Raw genomic sequence first — 17,253 nt, 5'->3', positions numbered from 1 at the left:
GGCTACGATTGCAGCGACGGCGCAACTTCCCGCGCGACATTGACCAGCGCAGCGATCAGCGGCGTCATCGGATCACGCTGCGGGATCACCATGCCGATGCTGTAATTGACATCGGGATCGGTGATCGGGATCGAGCGCACGGTGTCGGACAGGCCGAGCGTCTCGGCCAGCTTGGCCGGCATCACACTGGCCCAGCGCCCCGTCTTCACATGGGTAAACAGCACGAGCAGCGAATTCGAGGTCAAGGTCGGCGTCGCCTCCGCGCCGACGGAGCGCAACGCGCGGTCGATGATGCGGCGGTTCTGCATGTCGGGTGTCAGCAGGCACAGCGGCACCTGCCCGACCTCCTTCCACGTCACTGTCTCGCGATCGCCGAACATTCCATCCGGCGCGGTGAGCAGGCGATAGCTCTCGTTATAGAGCGGAATGGTGCGCACCTTGCCGATCGGCTCGTTCTCGATATAGGTCAGCCCCGCATCCACCTCGAGATTCTCGAGCAACCCCAGCACCTCGGACGAGGTCGTGGAGCGGATACTGAAGCGCACCTCGGGATGCCTGGCGCGGAACGGCGTCGTCAGCGCAGCGACCATACCGAGCACGGTCGGGATTGCGGCAATACGGATCTCGCCCGAGAGCTGATGCTTCAGCCCGTTGATCTCGTCACGCATCGCGCGGGCATCGCCGACGATGCGCCGCGCCCAATCCAGCGCCCGCTCGCCTTCCGGCGTAAAACCCTGGAAGCGGGAGCCGCGCTGGACCAGCATCACGCCGAGGATCTCCTCGAGCTGCTTCAGCCCCGTCGACATCGTCGGTTGCGTCACGCCGCACATTTCGGCGGCCCGGCCGAAATGCCGTTCCTTCGCCAGCGCCAGCAGCAGTTCAAGCTTGTCGAGCAACCGTCATCCCCTCCGATCGTGTGGCGGCATGCAAGCTAGCATGCCCTCCCCCTTCCAACACGCAAAAACCGCCCGGCGGACGGCTCCAATCGCAATTTCAAATCGAGTGATTGCCATCGCAAATCGATCGGAATCCGCAATCGCAGCATGAGACAGCTTTATTGATCTTCGAACGATTCCAAATAGTTTGCGATCAGCAGACGCTCCGGTCGAGAACGAAGAATGACAGCGGTTTACGAGCCTTGGGACGAAACGCGCGGCGCCGAGATCATCGCCGAACACAGCAAGCAGGAAGGCGCGACGCTCGTGATGCTGCACGCGCTCCAGGATGCGTTCGGCTACGTGCCGGCGGCAGCCATTCCTATGGTGGCGCACGCGCTCAATCTGTCGCGCGCCGAAGTGCATGGCGTGTTCACGTTCTACCATGATTTTCGCCACAAGCCGGCCGGCCGCCATGTGCTGAAACTCTGCCGCGCGGAGGCCTGTCAGGCGGCGGGCGGCGACGCGCTGGCTGCGCGTGCGGAGGCAAAGCTCGGCGTGTCGCTCGGCCACACCACGGCCGATGATCGCGTCACGCTGGAGCCGATCTACTGCCTCGGACTGTGTGCAACCGCGCCGTCCGCGATGCTTGACGGTCGGCTGATTGGCCGGCTCGACGAGAAGCGTATCGATGCTCTCGTTGCAGAGGCGCAGCGATGAGCATCCGTCTATATGTCTCTCGCGATGCCGGTGCGCTTGCGGTCGGCGCCGACGAGGTCGCGCTGGCGCTGGAGCAGGCTGCAGCCAAGCGTGGCGTCGCGGTCGAGATCGTCAGGACCGGCTCGCGCGGCCTGTACTGGCTCGAGCCGCTGGTCGAGGTCGCGACGCCGCAGGGCCGGATCGCGTTCGGCCCTGTGACCGAGACCGATGTGCCCTCCCTGCTCGACGCGCTCGCGAGCAACACGCCGCATCTGGTGCGGCTCGGGGCCACCGACCAGATCCCCTGGCTCAAGCGCCAGACCCGCCTGACCTTCGCGCGCTGCGGCGTGATCGACCCGCGCTCGCTCGACGACTACCGTGCCCATGGCGGCTACAAGGGCCTGGAGCGCGCGCTCTCGCTCGGCTCGGATGCGATCCTCACTGAGGTCACTGCATCGGGCCTGCGCGGCCGTGGCGGCGCAGGCTTCCCGACCGGCATCAAATGGAAGACGGTCGCGCAGGCGAAAGCGGATCGCAAGTTCATCGTCTGCAACGCCGACGAAGGCGACAGCGGCACCTTCGCTGACCGCATGATCATGGAAGGCGATCCCTTCCTCGTCATCGAGGGCATGACGATCGCCGGCATCACCGTCGGCGCGACCAAGGGTTACATCTACATCCGCAGCGAATATCCGCACGCCGTCGAGGCGATGAATGCGGCCATCCAGGCTGCCAAGCGCGGCGGCTATCTCGGCGCGAACATCGGTGGTTCCACGTACAGCTTCGATCTCGAGGTCCGCGTCGGCGCCGGCGCTTACGTTTGCGGTGAAGAGACCTCGCTGCTGGAAAGCCTCGAAGGCCGTCGTGGCCTCGTGCGCGCAAAGCCGCCACTGCCCGCCCATCACGGCTTGTTCGGCAAGCCGACCGTCATCAACAACGTGCTGTCGTTCGCCGCCATTCCCTTCATCCTGGCCGAAGGCGCCAAGGCCTATGCCGATTTCGGCATGGGTCGCTCGCGCGGTACGATGCCGATCCAGCTCGCCGGCAACATCCGCCACGGCGGGCTGTTCGAGACGGCGTTCGGCGTCACTCTCGGCGAGCTCGTCGACGACATCGGCGGCGGCACGTTCACGGGCCGCCCAATCCGCGCGGTGCAGGTCGGCGGTCCCTTGGGCGCCTACTTCCCGCGCGCGCTGTTCGACACCCCGTTCGACTACGAGGCCTTCGCCGCGCGCGATGGCCTGATCGGCCATGGCGGAATCGTCGTGTTCGACGATAGCGTCGACATGCGCAAGCAGGCGCGTTTCGCCATGGAATTCTGCGCCATCGAATCCTGCGGCAAGTGCACGCCGTGCCGGATCGGCTCGACCCGCGGCGTCGAGACGATCGAGAAGATCATCAACGGCGAGCGCGTGAGCGAAAACCTCGCACTCGTCGAAGACCTCTGCAACACCATGAAATTCGGCTCACTCTGCGCCCTCGGCGGCTTCACGCCCTACCCCGTGCTCAGCGCATTGAAGCACTTCCGGGAGGATTTCATCCCGGCCCCGACTACTCTTCAGGCCGCGGAATAGGAGAACGACAATGTCTCTGATCGAAGAAATCGACTTCGGTACGCCGCGCGCCAAATCGAACACGATGGTGACGCTCACCATCGATGGCAAGCAGATCTCGGTGCCCGAGGGCACCTCGGTCATGCGCGCGGCCATGGAATCCGGTCACCAGATCCCGAAACTCTGCGCGACCGACATGGTGGATGCGTTCGGCTCATGCCGTCTTTGCGTGGTCGAGATCGAGGGCCGCGCCGGTACGCCGGCCTCCTGCACCACGCCGGTGCTGCCGGGCCTGGTCGTGCACACCCAGACCGATCGGCTGAAGAAGCTGCGCAAGGGCGTGATGGAGCTCTACATCTCCGACCATCCGCTCGACTGCCTCACTTGCGGCGCCAACGGCGATTGCGAGTTGCAGGACATGGCCGGTGCGGTCGGGCTGCGTGACGTGCGCTACGGCTACGAGGGCGAGAACCACGTCTTCGCAAAATCCAATGGGGAGGTGAACGCCGCCTGGATGCCGAAGGACGAATCCAACCCGTACTTCACCTACGATCCCTCCAAGTGCATCGTCTGCTCGCGCTGCGTCCGCGCTTGCGAAGAGGTGCAAGGCACCTTCGCGCTGACCATCTCCGGCCGCGGCTTCGACAGCCGCGTCTCGCCCGGCATGAGCGAGAGTTTCCTCGGCTCCGAATGCGTCTCCTGCGGCGCCTGCGTGCAGGCCTGCCCGACCGCGACGCTGACCGAGAAATCCGTGATCGAGATCGGCCAGCCCGAACACTCGGTCGTCACCACCTGCGCCTATTGCGGCGTCGGCTGCGCCTTCAAGGCCGAGATGCGCGGCGAGGAAGTCGTCCGCATGGTGCCGTACAAGGACGGCAAGGCCAATCGCGGTCATTCCTGCGTCAAGGGCCGCTTCGCCTGGGGTTACACCAACCACCGGGAACGCATCCTCAACCCGATGATCCGCGAGCGGATCGAGGATCCCTGGCGCGAAGTGTCGTGGGACGAGGCATTCTCGTTTGCAGCCGACAGGATGCGCGGCATCCAGAAGAAATACGGCCGCGACGCTATCGGCGGCATCACGTCGTCCCGCTGCACCAATGAAGAAACCTATCTGGTGCAGAAGCTGATCCGCGCCGGCTTCGGCAACAACAATGTCGACACCTGCGCCCGGGTCTGCCACTCCCCGACCGGCTATGGCCTCTCGACCACGTTCGGTACCTCCGCCGGCACGCAGGATTTCGATTCGGTCGAGGACACCGACGTCGTCGTCGTCATCGGTGCCAATCCCGCTTCGGCCCACCCGGTGTTCGCCTCCCGCCTGAAGAAGCGGCTGCGCCAGGGCGCCAAGCTGATCGTGATCGATCCGCGCCGCACCGAGATGGTTGAATTGCCGCATGTGAAGGCGCTGCACCTGCCGCTGATGCCCGGCACCAATGTCGCGGTGATGACGGCACTGGCGCATGTGATCGTCACCGAAGGCCTCGCCAACGAAGCCTTCGTGCGCGAGCGCTGCGACTGGAACGAGTTCGAGGAATGGGCGGCGTTCGTCGCCCAGGCGAACAACAGCCCGGAAGCCACCGCCATCCTCACCGGCGTCGATCCGAAGGATCTGCGCGAAGCAGCGCGCCTCTACGCCACCGGCGGCAACGGCGCGATCTACTATGGTCTCGGCGTCACCGAGCACAGCCAGGGCTCGACCACCGTGATCGCGATCGCCAACCTCGCGATGGCCACGGGCAATATCGGTCGTCCCGGTGTCGGCGTGAACCCGCTGCGCGGCCAGAACAACGTGCAGGGCTCCTGTGACATGGGCTCGTTCCCGCACGAGCTTCCCGGCTACCGCCACATCTCGGGCGACGCCGTGCGGGACCAGTTCGAGGCGCTGTGGAACGTCAAGCTCAACCCCGAGCCGGGCCTGCGCATTCCCAACATGTTCGACGCCGCGGTCGAAGGCACGTTCATGGGGATCTACGTGCAGGGCGAAGACATCCTGCAATCCGATCCCAACACCAAGCATGTGGTGGCGGCACTATCGGCGATGGAATGCGTCATCGTCCACGACCTCTTCCTGAACGAGACCGCGAACTACGCCCATGTGTTCCTGCCTGGCTCCAGCTTCCTCGAGAAGGACGGCACCTTCACCAATGCCGAGCGCCGCATCCAGCGCGTCCGCAAAGTGATGACGCCGAAGAACGGCCTCGCCGACTGGGAGGTCACCATCGGCCTCGCCAAGGCCATGGGCTTCGAGATGAGCTACAGCCATCCTTCCGAGATCATGGACGAGATCGCGGCGTTGACACCGACCTTCGCCGGCGTCTCCTATGCCAAGCTCGACGAGCTCGGCTCGGTGCAATGGCCCTGCAACGAGAAGGCGCCCGAGGGCACGCCGGTGATGCATATCGACGGCTTTGTCCGCGGCAAAGGCAAGTTCGTCCTCACCGAATATGTCGCGACCGACGAACGCACCGGCCCGCGCTATCCGCTGCTGCTCACAACGGGCCGCATCCTCAGCCAGTACAATGTCGGCGCGCAGACCCGGCGCACCGAGAACGTGGTCTGGCATGCCGAGGACCGGCTGGAGATCCATCCCCACGATGCCGAACAGCGCGGCGTGCGCGACGGGGACTGGGTGCGGCTGAAGAGCCGCGCCGGCGAGACCACGCTGCGTGCGGAGATCACCGATCGCGTCGCGCCCGGCGTCGTCTACACCACCTTCCACCATCCGGACACGCAGGCCAACGTCATCACGACCGACTATTCGGACTGGGCGACCAACTGCCCCGAATACAAGGTCACGGCGGTGCAGATTTCGCCCTCGAACGGCCCGTCCGACTGGCAGAAGGCCTACGACGCGCAGGCGCGGCATTCCCGCCGCATCGCGCCGGCCGAGGCTGCGGAGTAGCGGCATGCACGTGCCGGTCCAGGCCATCGACCGCGAGATCTGGCGCGACGGTGTCGCGACCGAAGGAGCGCGGCTGATCCCGGAGGAGACGCCGCTGGCGCTGACCTACAATGGCGGCACCTACGCCGTCATGATGGGAACGCCGCAGAACCTCGAAGATTTTGCGGTCGGGTTCAGCCTGGACGAAGGCATGATCAAATCCGTCGATGACATCAAGTCGCTCGAAATCGTCCGCCTCGACGACGGCATCGAGCTCCGCATGTGGCTGGCGTCTGAAGACGTCGCGCGCATCAGCGAGCGCCGCCGCCACGTCGCCGGCCCGACCGGCTGCGGCATCTGCGGCATCGACTCGATTGCCGAAGCTGTGCGGCCTGCGGCCGTCGTGTCGCAGGGACAGACGTTTGCGCCCGAACAGGTGATGGCGGCGATGCAGACCATCGCACCGCTGCAATCGATCAATCTGCAAACCCGCGCCGTTCACGCCGCCGCGTTCTGGTCGCCTGCCGGTGGTATCGTCGCGCTGCGCGAGGATGTCGGCCGCCACAACGCGCTCGACAAGCTCGCCGGTTCGCTGGCGCGCAGCCGCACGCCTGCAAGCGGCGGCATCGTGCTGCTGACGAGCCGCGTCTCGGTCGAGATGGTGCAGAAGACCGCCGCCATCGGCGCGCCGGTGATGGTCGCCGTCTCTGCGCCGACTGCCCTTGCGGTGCGCACCGCGGAGGCCGCCGGCATCACGCTGATTGCCATTGCCCGCCAGGACGGGTTCGAAGTGTTTTCGCATGGCGGCCGGGTTGTCGCCCGTCATGCCACGGAGGTTGCCGATGTCGCCTGACCGCCTGATCTACATGGCCAACCAGATCGGCACGTTCTTCCGAAGCCAGGGCCACGACAAGGCCGTGCCGGGGATCGCCGACCACATCAAGAAGTTCTGGGACCCGCGGATGAAGCGCGCGATCTTCGCCCATCTCGATGCCGGCGGCGTGGGCCTGGAGCCGAACGTGCGCGAGGCGCTCACCTCGCTGAAGCCGACGACGTCCCTTCCAGCAGCGCCTTGAAGACACGGCGCACCTCGCTCTGCGTCTCCTTCACGCGCGCCTCCAGCGAGGAGAAATGCGGCGCATCGCCCGCGCGTGCCATCACGCGCAGAAGGTCGGTGCCGGCGGTTTCCGGCTTGAACCGGTCGCTGACGCAGAGCCGCAGGATTTGCGTCAGGTCGTGATAGAGCCGCGCCGCGGCCCGCAATATCTCGGTCTCCGATTGCGCGAGCACGCCGAGCCTGCATGCATTTTCCAGCACCTGCATGCTGGCGACGTCGAGAATCTCCGGCTTCTCGTGAGCATGTACGAGCTGGAGATATTGCGCGATGAAGTCGATGTCGACCATGCCGCCGGCGGCATATTTCAGATCCCAGCAATCGGCCTCGCCTTTCTCCTGGGCGATCGCACGCCGCATATCGGCAACATCGTTGGCGGTGATTGCGGGATCGCGGCGACGGGTCAGGACATCGCGGATGACGCGTTCAATCCGTTCCCGGAATTCGGGCGAAGCCGACACGACGCGCGCACGGGTCAGCGCCATGTGCTCCCAGGTCCAGGCCTCGTTGGCCTGGTAGTCCGCGAACGAAACGAGGCTCGAAGCCACGGGGCCGGCGCGCCCCGAGGGGCGCAACCGCATGTCGATCTCGTAAAGCACCCCGTAATTGGTGCGCGTCGTGAACGCGCTGATCAGGCGCTGGGTGAAGCGGGCGAAATAATGCGCACCTTGCAATGACTTCGCGCCGTCGGAGTCCGGATTGTCGCCGTCGAAATCGTAAAGCAGGATCAGGTCGAGATCGGACGACGCAGTCATCTCGCGACTGCCGAGCCGGCCCATCGCGATGATGGCGGTCTCCTGCCCCTTGATCCGGCCATGCTGGGCGGCGAAACGGTCGGCGACGAGGCCATGCACGGTATGGACGATGCCCTCGGCGACGTCGGCAAAGGCCGTGCTCGCCTGCTGTGCCGAGACCGTGCCTGAGAGAATGCGCGTGCCGATCAGGAACAGGCTCTCCTGCCCGAACAGGCGCAGGCGGTCGAGGAACTCCTCATAAGAGCCCGCATCCTGCACCGTCGTCGCAAGTCGCCCCGACAATTCCTGCCTGTCGGGCATGGCGCCGAAGAAGCGCGGATCAATCAGGCCGTCCATGAGCTGCGGCTGCCGCGCCAGCATCTCGCCGAGCCGGGGCGCTGCGCCCAGCACCAGCGCCACGAGCGCGACGAGATCGCGATTCTGGCCGAGCAGCGTGATCAGCCGGCCGCCGCGCTGAAGCGCTCCAAGGAAATGGTCGAACGCCACGACGGCCCGATCCGGCTCCTCGGCATGAGCGAGACCGTCGATCAGGGCCGGCACGAATTCGACGAATGCGTTTCGCGTCGCCTCGACGCGGAACACGCGGTACTCGCCGGTGATCCAGTCACGCACGGTCTGCGCGACGGCGGCAGGCTTCTTGAAGCCGAGCGTGGCCAGATACTGAAGCAGCCGCGGATCGTCGGGACCCGCACTGTAGTCCAGCGCCGGCAGCTTGGCCGTGCCGGTCGGATCGTCGCCCTCGAACAGTTTTTCGTAGTGGCCCTGGACGATCTCGAGCTGGCGCAAGAGGTCGCGGGCAAAGGCCTCGCGATCCGGATAGCCGAAGAACCAGGCGAAACGCTCGACCACCTCCTTGTCCTCGGGCAGCGTATGGGTCTGCTCGTCTGCGATCATCTGGAGGCGATGCTCGACCCGACGCAGGAATTGGTACGCCGTGGTCAGCTCGTCGCGCGCCGCAACCGTGATCCAGTTGCTGGAAGCGAGCACGCCGAGCGCGGCGAGCGTCGGCCGTACGCGCAGTTCGGGATGTCGCCCCCCGGCAATCAATTGCTGGGTCTGGGCGAAGAACTCGATCTCGCGGATTCCGCCGCGCCCGACCTTCACGTTATGCCCTTCGACCGCAACCTCGCTCTGGCCGCGATAGGTCTGCATCTGCCGCTTCATGTCGTGAACGTCGGCAAGCGCGGCGAAGTCGAGATGCTTGCGCCAGACGAAGGGCGCGATCTCCGCGAGCAGCGCCTCGCCCGCCCTGGGATCGCCGGCGCAGGCTCGCGCCTTGATCATCGCGGCGCGCTCCCAGGTGCGCCCTTCACGCTCGTAATAGTTCAGCGCGGCGTCGCGCGAAATCGCCACCTGCGTCGAGGATGGATCGGGACGCAGGCGCAGATCGACGCGGAAGACGTAGCCGTCATAGGTGCGCTGCTGGAGAATGCGTGCCATCCCCTGCGTCACCCTCACGAAGAATGGCTGGGGTTCGATATCGGCGGCGAGCGTCGTATTGTCGGGATCGAAAAACACGATGAGATCGATGTCGCTGGAATAGTTCAGCTCGCCTGCGCCCATCTTGCCCATCGCAAGCACGATCAGCCCGCAGCCCTCCTCCGGCGCCTCGAGATTGGGCGGCGAGAGCTTGCCGCGTGCGGCTTCCTGCCGCAGCAGGTATTGAAGCGCCGCCCGCACCGAGGACACCGCGACATCGGTGAGCGCTGCGGTCACCCGCGTCACCGGCCAGACCCCGCCGATGTCGCACAGTGCGATCAGGAGCGCGGCCTCCGCCTTCATGCGGCGCAGCAGCCGCATCACCTCGGCTTCGTCGGATGCCGCGAGCACCGCGCCGTTCGCCTCCGCGACCAGCGTGGCGAGATGCGCATCCGGATCGCATTCCAGCAGCCGGATCAGACGTTGCGGATCAGCGCGCAGCAGCTCAAACAGATAAGGCGAGAATTCCGCGATGCCGGCCAGGATGTCCCGCGCGAAGCGGTGAGCCAGCAGCGCTTCAAGGCGAGTGAATTGCGCGGGCTCGAGCTCGGCCAGCCAGCTTTCAAAACGTCCTTGGTCGGTGACGGAAGCGGCAATATGGGGAGCCTCCGCGAAGCGTGCGGCAAGTCTCTCACCATGCTTGTCCGCGTTTCCCGGCGCGGAGTGGTTCATGCCACCTTCTGTGGCACATCCGGTATTGGAGGAGCAACCCTGTCGCCCGCGAGCGCCGGCAGCACCAGCGTGGCGACGAGGCCCGGATGGGCATCGCCCAGCCGCAATTCGCCGCCATGCAGCGTCGCGACCGCGGAGGCGAGACTGAGGCCGAGGCCGGAGCCCGGCAGCGTGCGGCTGGCTTCAAGCCGCACGAATCGCTCGACGGCATGCTTGCGGTCGGCCTCGGGGATACCGGGGCCGCGATCGGTGACGCTGAGCAGCACTTGGTCGCCCTCGCGTTTCGCCTCGATCGCGATCTGCCTTGAATCCAGGCTGACCACGGTTCCACCTGTTGGCGCGACCGGCTTGCCGTATTTGATCGCATTCTCGACCAGATTGGCGAGCGCCTGGCTGATCAGTTCGCGGTTGGCGTGCACCGGCGTCGGATCGGCCTCGACCTTCAGCGTCATGCCGTCGTCTTCAGCCAGCGGCTCGTAGAGCTCGTGGATGCCGTGTGCGACATCGGCAGCGTCGAAATCGTCCATGTTGCCGCGCGCCTGACCGGACTCGGCGCGCGCGATCATCAGCAGCGCGTTGAAGGTACGGATCAGGCCGTCGGATTCCTCGATGGTCCGCTCCAACGCGGCGCGGTAATCGGCCTCGCTGCCTGATTTCGCCAGCGCCTCCTCAGCGCGGTTGCGCAAGCGTGTCAGCGGCGTCTTGAGATCGTGGGCGATGTTGTCGGAGACCTCCTTCAGCCCCGCCATCAGCGCCTCGATGCGCTCCAGCATGGCATTGAGGTTTTCGGCGAGGCGGTCGAGCTCGTCACCGCTGCGTCCCACCGGCAGGCGCTCGCTGAGATCGCCGGTCATGATGCGATGGGCCGTCCCGGACATGGCGTCGATGCGCCTGAGCACCCTGCGCGCGACGAAGATCCCGCCGCCCAGGCCAAGCACCACGACGATCAGCACCGACCATTGCGCGGCCTTGGCGACGATGCCGAACAGGCGCCGCCGCTCGGCGAGGTCGCGGCCGATCAGAAGCCGGAAGCCATTCTCGAGCTCGGTGACGCGCACCAGGGCGCGATGGTCGCGCTCGTCCGCATCCTCGATGCGCCGATATGCCGTCTCCGACCAGCCGCGCGTCGCCATCACACCGGGCGCCAGCGAGCCGACATTGCCGGCGATCGCCTGCCCGGTCGGCGTGGTCACGAGGTAGAGATTGGCGCCCGGGCGCAGCGCCCGGTACTCGATCGCAAGCACGAGACCGCGCAAGCCGCGCCGGCCGTAGATCTCGTTGATCTCCGAGGTCTCGGCATTGACCGTCTGCGTGATTTCCTCGGTGATCAGCCGCCGCGTATTCCAGGCGAAATAGGCCAGCAGCGAGGCCGCGAACATCGCGAACAGCAGCAAATAGACCAGCGTCAGCCGGAATGCCGTGGTGCGGACGAGTTTACCGAATGCCGTCACGGATCATGTACCGGTTTGAAGTGGTCTGTGGAGCATCGTCAGCCATCGTCACGTGTCGAATTAGCCCGTTATTTCAGAGACTTGCGACCGCCAGCTCCCGTCTGATATCATCCACCATCGCCGGCCGCGCGGGGGAATTGGTCAGCAAACGGTAAGCGACCAGCTTACTCACCCCAAATGATCCGTGACGGAGGGCGGTAAGCAGGGGGAACCGTAGGATGGCACTCAATTCCAGCCAAGTTAAATCGAAGCAACCTGGGGCCCACGCCGACGGCGGCGGGCTCTATCTAATCGTCAGGGACACTGGCGAGCGGGTGTGGGGGTTCCGGTTCACCGCGCCTGACGGGAAGCGCGCCATGATGGAATTCGGTGCCGTGGGCGACAAGCCCGGCGAACTGACGCTGACGGCTGCCCGCGACCAGGCGCGCGAGTACCGCCTCGCGCTAAAGAAGGATGGCGCGGATCCCCGCCACAAAAAGCAGCTCGCCGCGAAGGGCGACATGACGTTAGAGACCTATTGGAAGGCGAAGGCGGCCGAGTGGCTGCGCGGCCGCAGCGGGCAGAATGAGGAGGTGCTGGCCTGGGCGCGATCGCTGCGCGATGTGTCCAAGCTCCACGACAAGAAGCTCCACGAGATCGACGCCACGCACGTCCTCGAGGCGCTCAAGCCGATCTGGTGGGAGAAGCCCGTCAGCGCCGGCCGCACGCGCGAGCGGCTGGAGCGCGTGCTGAGCGCCGCGAAGGTCGAGAAACACCGGACTGGCGAGAACCCGGCCGCATGGCGCGACAACCTCAAGCACCTCCTGCCCTCGCCGCGGAAGCTCAACCGAAAGAAGGGCCACGCATCGGTCAACTATGAGCGCGCGCCGGCACTCATGGCGGCGCTGGCATATGACCCCTATCCGGTCGCGCGCTGCGTCGAGGTCGGCATCCTGTGCTGCTCCCGCAGCCAAGAGATCCGCAGGATGGAATGGGACGAACTCGACCTCACGAAGCGGACCTGGCTCGTCCCCGCTGAGAAAATGAAGATCAAGGGCGAGGTCGATCCGAAGCCGCACCTTGTCCCGCTCAGTGATCCGGCCATAAAAATCATCCAGTCGATGCCGAACGTCGGCCGATACGTGTTCCCGTCTAACCATGCTGATGGGCACCAACCGTTCCGAGCCAACGCCTTGGTCGGCGCGATCAAGCGCGCCGGCTTCGCCGCGACGATGCACGGCATGCGCACCACGTTCCGCAATTGGGGTGCTGACGACCGAGATCATAACTTCCGCCGCGAGGTACTAGAATTCTGTCTCTCGCACCGCGTCGGCGACGAGGCCGAGCTGTCCTACTGGACCAGCGAAATGCTCGATCGACGCCGCGAGGTCCTCGAAGCGTGGGCCGACTTTATCCTGCCGCGCAAGGCCGACAAGCCGCCCGTTAAGCGTCCGAACCTGCGGGTGGTTGCGTGACTAGCGATGTCAAACAACGCGGCGCGGTGATGCAGTTCGCGACATCGCGCGGCAAGCCCGAGGCGGCCGAATGACACAGAGAAAAACCACCCTTCGGAAGCTGCCCGCATCGTCCTTCACGCCATCCGAATGGAAGCAGGTAGTCGAGTGCGTAGGAGAAACTCATACCGAAGCTCTGCGCCGGGCAATCGAGAAGGCAACGACCGAGTACATGAATGAGCTTGTCACCAATCCGCGAAGAAACACGGAGCTTGCAAGTGATCTCAATCTGCGTCGGAAAATCGTAAAAGCTGTTGATCACCTTCTGGCTCTAACCGAGAACCTTTCAGCGCGGGACGTCCTTCGTCCTGCTTCGCTACGGCACTTTGATCATAGTCTCGGCGAGTGGATTGCGGAGACATTGCCTCCGCTGGAGAAGAACGTCGCCCAAATGAGAGACACACTTCGTTCAGTCCGCGAAAGAGCTCAGCAAGACGCTGAATTCTATTCTGACCCCGAGCTCTTAAATGGCCCGGCGGGCAAGGAGCGTGTCGTCGGCGTCCTGCTGACCTTTTGGGCTCGCGAACTTGGGAAGAGCATACCGAAGAGTGGCAAAGGTATTGTCGCGGACTTTTTGGTCGCTGCTGCCAACCCCATCTTGAGGCGGGGCCGCGAACAGATCAGAGATGCAAACTCTGCTCGTCCGATCATCCGCAAGATCGCGGCGAGACTTTCGTTCGTGTAAAGAACGGGCTGCGTCTCCACTCCCATTATTACACTAGACCAAAACGGCAAACCAAATCAGTTTCGCTTCATTAGAGCGTAACCCGCATCGTCCGCAATCATACAAGACAATCTAGCGCGACTAGCAGCGCGGAGTGTTCCGCGCGGGCAGGAAGGTCTGTCGACATGAACAAGTTTGGTCCAAAGAACGCCGTGCCGCTCGCTCACCGTTTAGCTCTCACGCCTGAAGAGGTCAGTGCCCTCACCGGTGTCGGTTTGACGGCGACGCGCCAGGCGATCAACACGGGCGCGCTCTCGGCGAAGAAGCATGGGCGTCGTCTCCTAGTGATGCGCGACGCGATCGGAGTGTGGCTCGAGCACTTACCCGACGCGAAATCCGCGGACGGCTCAGAAGCCGAACCCTACTGAACGATTGCAGCCGCCGAGGAGGCAGTCTCCCTCGGACGGCGCAGCCGCCGCCGGCCGGAAGTACGCCGCGCGGCACAGCGCCGGCCCAGGGTGTCCATAGCCTGGGCCGGCGTCTTCCCTCCTACAAGAGGTTCGAGAATGTCTGAACGCGCTCTTACTCCCTACGCACGCGCAGGCCGGCTGCTCAGCTTGGCGCGCGACCTGCATCAATTTTGCGAGCAACACCAGCTCCGCGATCTGGCCGGCGGCATGACCTACGACGAGGTGCACCAAGTCGAGCGCCAGCTCGCCGAGGCGACACAATGGGTCCGGCATCTCGGAGCCGGCCGCGCCCCGAATGGGCGCGCGGCCGAGCCTGTCCCGGCCGAGCGCGTGCCGGTGGATGACGAGTGCTTCTAAGGGACAGGACCAATGGATCTGATCGTGTTTCCCCACTCCCGGAATGTGGGGATGGTCGAGCGCATCGCGCAGGGGATGGCGGCGAAGGGCTCGATCGATGCCGCCGAGGACGAACTCGCGTTCGTCCTCGAGGTCGTTGCCGACAAACTCGAGAGCATCGGTGTCGTCGATGTCGACATCGACCGCGAATGTCACTCGTTGTCGCGGGCTGCTTGGCTGCGATGGCAAGAGCTTCAACTTGACGCGGGTGTCGCATGAAACAACGGTTTAGCGCCATCGCGGCAAGTCATCGGCCCTCTACGGCACCACCATCGCCACCGCTTCACGTCGAGATCGCTCCGCGCAGGGCAAAGATCCTGCTGCTCCCGGGGCACTTCCGCGGCGCCGCCGATGTCAAGCGTCACGTGGACTTCGTCCTCACCCTCGACGCCGAACGAGGCGAGCAACATGTTCAAAGAAACCTGAGGGCGCTCCGGCGAACCCTCGATGAGCTGGCCGTCGAGCGGGCGACTGCCGAGCGCGAGGTCCGCCGCTTCGAGGGCACGGTGAGAGCCGAGCTCTGGCGTCGGGTTCTCCTTCAAGGCGGTGACCAATGAGTACTGCCACCGCCCGCCACATCGCTGTGGCGGAGGATCGCGCCCTTCCGCATCGAATAGACCATCATGTCGCTCGGTTTCGACCTCGTGAACTCCTTCGCCTGATGTCGATACGATATGGGCGCGAGATCCATGCCGATGAAGCCGGCCTACGCCTGCGGGATCGGATGCTGGATGCCCTGGCATTGAGCGGGAGCGAGGGACGACATCGAGCCGAGAACTTCCTGAGCCTGTACTGTCGCTGGATGACGCCTTCCGAGCGGGAGAGCACCATCGAGGCAGCTTTCCGCGCTGAACGTCTCTGGTCCGCCGAAGCACTGGGCAACGACTTGGACGTCACCGAGGCAGAGCACGCCAGAGCACGGATTAGGACCTTTCGCATTGCCGGAATGACTGACGCCGACATGAAGACCAAGCGCGCGGCGAAAGAAGCCGCTCGCAAGAAGTTGGAGCGGCTACAGCAGAGACTGGGGACGAAGCCGAAGGTACCGCGGCCGGCGGCCCGTGTAGACGCCATCCTGAATATCCTGCCGGAGGATCGCCGATGGTGGAGCGTCGGCGCCATCATCAGCGAGCTGGAACGATCCAAAGCGATCGCTTTCGCTACCTTGGACAAGCAGACTGGCAGCCTTCGACCGGCAGTTCATCGGGCCATCAAGCACGGCGTCGCGGAGGGGCGGCTCGACACGCGAATGGTGCCCGGATCGAAGATGTCGGAGGCGATGGAGGTCAGGCGCGGAGGCCGCCAGTGAGCCGGAACGCCGCTTTCGCCGCTGACTGCGGACGGCTTTTTGATACGGTATCAACACGGTATCAAAACCGCGTCCGCAATCTGGATTTGCAGACTGCGGACGCCACTTTGATACCGGTATCAAAACCGCGTCCGCAGTATTCTTATATAACTGATAGCGGACTGCCGGGCGGCATTGACGATGGTGTTGGCGCTCTAGGCCGGTCGGCTGATCGCCGCCGGCCCTCTAACTGGATCAGTGAGGCCGGCGCGCCCCGGCGCGTCCGGCCGCCCAACATCACCGCCTTTGACCGGTCACAGTGTGCCCGAAAGGCGAGACGGCCTGAGGGCCGCTCGCCTGCTACCGATGCCCGGGGATGCTGCGTTTACCGCACAACCTTGCGTCACCTTCACAGGGCCGCTCAGACTATCGAGGTAAGAGCGAGCGCGCGTCAGCGTGCGCGCGGCGCTGAGCCGCTGGTCGGGGCATCGCGTCATGCAGACGCGGACAGGACGAACCGCCACAGACGCCGCTCTAATCAATCGGGCGCCCACGCCTGTACCGCTCGCTGGTGGCGGTGTTTTTCTCGCCGCTCTTTTCGCGAGCGGACTGGCAGACAGCCGCCAGCAAGCTCGCCAGCGCGACCGCGCCGCACTCTCGCGGCGTTTTCGCCTAAGTATCTTTCGCCACCCGGCAGCCATGCGAGCGCGATGGGCCCGGTAAATCACCGTATCTCGGAGACCGAGAATTCCGGTTTAGTTTTCTCCCGGGGTGCCCATGGCTAAGGCTCGGCACCCACAGACACGTGGTTTTGCGGGGCGGCCGCTTGCGCTGAGGCGTGAGCTACTCGCTCTCCTTGCCCGTGCCGATCGGCTGTCAGCCGGGGAACTTGCAGGACATGCCTTTGCAGGACGCTTCTGTCCTTCTCGGCCCCCCACCTGCTCACGGGCGCAGCTCAATTCCACACGGCGCGCTCTTCAGCGATTGGTGGACCGAGGCCACGTAGCGGTCGTCGGTCATCACCGCCGACGTCAGCTCTTTGCGCTGACCGGCCGCGAGGCATTTCCGCTGCTTGATTTGGGGCAGTTCGATGGCTGAGAAAGCCGATATCGGAGCTTTGGCCGACCTCGAACGTCAACATTCCGAGGAGCGGATCGCGCTTTTTAGCCGCCACGCCCTCGAGCGCGCAGCGATATTGGCGCATGCGCGTGAATTCTTGCGCGATGACGCATCGATGAGGCCCGACCTAGGTTTGAAGGACCTAATTCCTTCCGGAGAAGCGGCCGATTTGGTCAAGCGCGCGAAATCCACGATGTCCAAATGGTGCCGCGACAACAGGATCGAGGGCGAACGCGGCTTCGCCAGGCAAATCGGCAAAAGGTGGTTTGTCTCGAAATCGCGACTGCGCCGCCATCTGACGAGTATTTCGAGCGATTGAGCTGTTGGCTGCGCGCGGTTCG

16 protein-coding genes are annotated in these 17,253 nt (G+C 64.7%); 13 read left to right on the top strand and 3 right to left on the bottom strand.

From position 1 onward, the window contains the following. Positions 1–2 precede the first annotated feature (2 nt). Positions 3–896, bottom strand: a complete 894-nt coding sequence (locus tag FXB41_RS07090; RefSeq protein ID WP_007593359.1) for a LysR family transcriptional regulator — start codon at positions 894–896, stop codon at positions 3–5. Positions 897–1,118: 222 nt separating this feature from the next. Between FXB41_RS07090 and FXB41_RS07085 the strand changes: the two genes are divergently transcribed. From FXB41_RS07085 to FXB41_RS07065, 5 genes are read left to right on the top strand one after another with little or no spacing between them, the layout of a single operon-like run. Further along, complete coding sequence (locus tag FXB41_RS07085; protein WP_219680869.1) at positions 1,119–1,595, top strand: formate dehydrogenase subunit gamma; 477 nt, start codon at positions 1,119–1,121, stop codon at positions 1,593–1,595. Beyond that, positions 1,592–3,148 carry a formate dehydrogenase beta subunit gene (locus FXB41_RS07080; RefSeq protein ID WP_219680864.1) on the top strand — a complete coding sequence of 519 codons (1,557 nt, stop codon included), beginning with the start codon at positions 1,592–1,594 and terminating at the stop codon, positions 3,146–3,148. The genes FXB41_RS07085 and FXB41_RS07080 overlap by 4 nt, the downstream gene beginning before the upstream one ends. A gap of 10 nt (positions 3,149–3,158) precedes the next feature. After that, positions 3,159–6,032: a formate dehydrogenase subunit alpha gene (gene fdhF / locus FXB41_RS07075; protein WP_219680861.1), complete on the top strand. Its 2,874-nt coding sequence runs from the start codon at positions 3,159–3,161 to the stop codon at positions 6,030–6,032. Positions 6,033–6,036: 4 nt separating this feature from the next. Continuing rightward, the gene (fdhD, locus tag FXB41_RS07070) at positions 6,037–6,864 is read left to right on the top strand and encodes a formate dehydrogenase accessory sulfurtransferase FdhD (protein ID WP_219680858.1); all 828 of its coding nucleotides are present in this window, start codon (positions 6,037–6,039) and stop codon (positions 6,862–6,864) included. Beyond that, complete coding sequence (locus FXB41_RS07065) at positions 6,854–7,087, top strand: formate dehydrogenase subunit delta (RefSeq protein ID WP_219680856.1); 234 nt, start codon at positions 6,854–6,856, stop codon at positions 7,085–7,087. The genes fdhD and FXB41_RS07065 overlap by 11 nt, the downstream gene beginning before the upstream one ends. Here FXB41_RS07065 and FXB41_RS07060 read toward each other — a convergent pair. Continuing rightward, on the bottom strand, positions 7,044–10,031 hold the full coding sequence (locus FXB41_RS07060) for a bifunctional [glutamine synthetase] adenylyltransferase/[glutamine synthetase]-adenylyl-L-tyrosine phosphorylase (protein ID WP_219680854.1): 2,988 nt from the start codon (positions 10,029–10,031) through the stop codon (positions 7,044–7,046). The genes FXB41_RS07065 and FXB41_RS07060 overlap by 44 nt on opposite strands. Continuing rightward, on the bottom strand, positions 10,028–11,482 hold the full coding sequence (locus tag FXB41_RS07055) for a sensor histidine kinase (protein ID WP_219680851.1): 1,455 nt from the start codon (positions 11,480–11,482) through the stop codon (positions 10,028–10,030). The genes FXB41_RS07060 and FXB41_RS07055 overlap by 4 nt, the downstream gene beginning before the upstream one ends. A gap of 218 nt (positions 11,483–11,700) precedes the next feature. On the opposite strand from FXB41_RS07055, the gene FXB41_RS07050 reads away from it, so the two are divergent. From FXB41_RS07050 to FXB41_RS07015, 8 genes are all read left to right on the top strand, one after another. Beyond that, positions 11,701–12,936 carry a tyrosine-type recombinase/integrase gene (locus FXB41_RS07050; protein ID WP_219680848.1) on the top strand — a complete coding sequence of 412 codons (1,236 nt, stop codon included), beginning with the start codon at positions 11,701–11,703 and terminating at the stop codon, positions 12,934–12,936. Between the two features lie 70 nt (positions 12,937–13,006). After that, a complete protein-coding gene (locus FXB41_RS07045) occupies positions 13,007–13,660 on the top strand; it encodes a hypothetical protein (protein WP_219680845.1) in 654 nt (217 codons plus the stop codon). Between the two features lie 164 nt (positions 13,661–13,824). After that, positions 13,825–14,067 (top strand): helix-turn-helix domain-containing protein, encoded by a 243-nt coding sequence (locus tag FXB41_RS07040; RefSeq protein ID WP_219680842.1) that lies wholly within the window; start codon positions 13,825–13,827, stop codon positions 14,065–14,067. Positions 14,068–14,205: 138 nt separating this feature from the next. Further along, the gene (locus FXB41_RS07035) at positions 14,206–14,466 is read left to right on the top strand and encodes a hypothetical protein (protein ID WP_219680840.1); all 261 of its coding nucleotides are present in this window, start codon (positions 14,206–14,208) and stop codon (positions 14,464–14,466) included. Positions 14,467–14,478: 12 nt separating this feature from the next. Further along, positions 14,479–14,724, top strand: a complete 246-nt coding sequence (locus FXB41_RS07030) for a DUF6074 family protein (RefSeq protein WP_219680835.1) — start codon at positions 14,479–14,481, stop codon at positions 14,722–14,724. Further along, positions 14,721–15,062 (top strand): DUF6074 family protein, encoded by a 342-nt coding sequence (locus FXB41_RS41905; RefSeq protein WP_219680833.1) that lies wholly within the window; start codon positions 14,721–14,723, stop codon positions 15,060–15,062. The genes FXB41_RS07030 and FXB41_RS41905 overlap by 4 nt, the downstream gene beginning before the upstream one ends. Then, complete coding sequence (locus tag FXB41_RS07020; RefSeq protein ID WP_219680831.1) at positions 15,059–15,814, top strand: hypothetical protein; 756 nt, start codon at positions 15,059–15,061, stop codon at positions 15,812–15,814. The genes FXB41_RS41905 and FXB41_RS07020 overlap by 4 nt, the downstream gene beginning before the upstream one ends. A gap of 1,069 nt (positions 15,815–16,883) precedes the next feature. Next, positions 16,884–17,231, top strand: a complete 348-nt coding sequence (locus FXB41_RS07015) for a helix-turn-helix domain-containing protein (protein WP_219680828.1) — start codon at positions 16,884–16,886, stop codon at positions 17,229–17,231. Positions 17,232–17,253 lie beyond the last annotated feature (22 nt).

It is taken from the genome of Bradyrhizobium canariense (assembly GCF_019402665.1).
GTDB classification, from domain to species: domain Bacteria; phylum Pseudomonadota; class Alphaproteobacteria; order Rhizobiales; family Xanthobacteraceae; genus Bradyrhizobium; species Bradyrhizobium canariense.
Note: the sequence above shows the minus strand (reverse complement) of the source record. Positions and strands in the feature narration are given on the sequence as shown.

Bases quoted from the DNA above. Each gene is read 5' to 3' on its own strand.
- FXB41_RS07085 (WP_219680869.1), top strand. From the start codon at position 1,119: ATGACAGCGGTTTACGAGCCTTGGGACGAAACGCGCGGCGCCGAGATC.
- FXB41_RS07080 (WP_219680864.1), top strand. From the start codon at position 1,592: ATGAGCATCCGTCTATATGTCTCTCGCGATGCCGGTGCGCTTGCGGTC.
- fdhF (WP_219680861.1), top strand. From the start codon at position 3,159: ATGTCTCTGATCGAAGAAATCGACTTCGGTACGCCGCGCGCCAAATCG.
- fdhD (WP_219680858.1), top strand. From the start codon at position 6,037: ATGCACGTGCCGGTCCAGGCCATCGACCGCGAGATCTGGCGCGACGGT.
- FXB41_RS07065 (WP_219680856.1), top strand. From the start codon at position 6,854: ATGTCGCCTGACCGCCTGATCTACATGGCCAACCAGATCGGCACGTTC.
- FXB41_RS07060 (WP_219680854.1), bottom strand. From the start codon at position 10,031: ATGAACCACTCCGCGCCGGGAAACGCGGACAAGCATGGTGAGAGACTT.
- FXB41_RS07050 (WP_219680848.1), top strand. From the start codon at position 11,701: ATGGCACTCAATTCCAGCCAAGTTAAATCGAAGCAACCTGGGGCCCAC.
- FXB41_RS07045 (WP_219680845.1), top strand. From the start codon at position 13,007: ATGACACAGAGAAAAACCACCCTTCGGAAGCTGCCCGCATCGTCCTTC.
- FXB41_RS07040 (WP_219680842.1), top strand. From the start codon at position 13,825: ATGAACAAGTTTGGTCCAAAGAACGCCGTGCCGCTCGCTCACCGTTTA.
- FXB41_RS07035 (WP_219680840.1), top strand. From the start codon at position 14,206: ATGTCTGAACGCGCTCTTACTCCCTACGCACGCGCAGGCCGGCTGCTC.
- FXB41_RS07030 (WP_219680835.1), top strand. From the start codon at position 14,479: ATGGATCTGATCGTGTTTCCCCACTCCCGGAATGTGGGGATGGTCGAG.
- FXB41_RS41905 (WP_219680833.1), top strand. From the start codon at position 14,721: ATGAAACAACGGTTTAGCGCCATCGCGGCAAGTCATCGGCCCTCTACG.
- FXB41_RS07020 (WP_219680831.1), top strand. From the start codon at position 15,059: ATGAGTACTGCCACCGCCCGCCACATCGCTGTGGCGGAGGATCGCGCC.
- FXB41_RS07015 (WP_219680828.1), top strand. From the start codon at position 16,884: ATGGCTGAGAAAGCCGATATCGGAGCTTTGGCCGACCTCGAACGTCAA.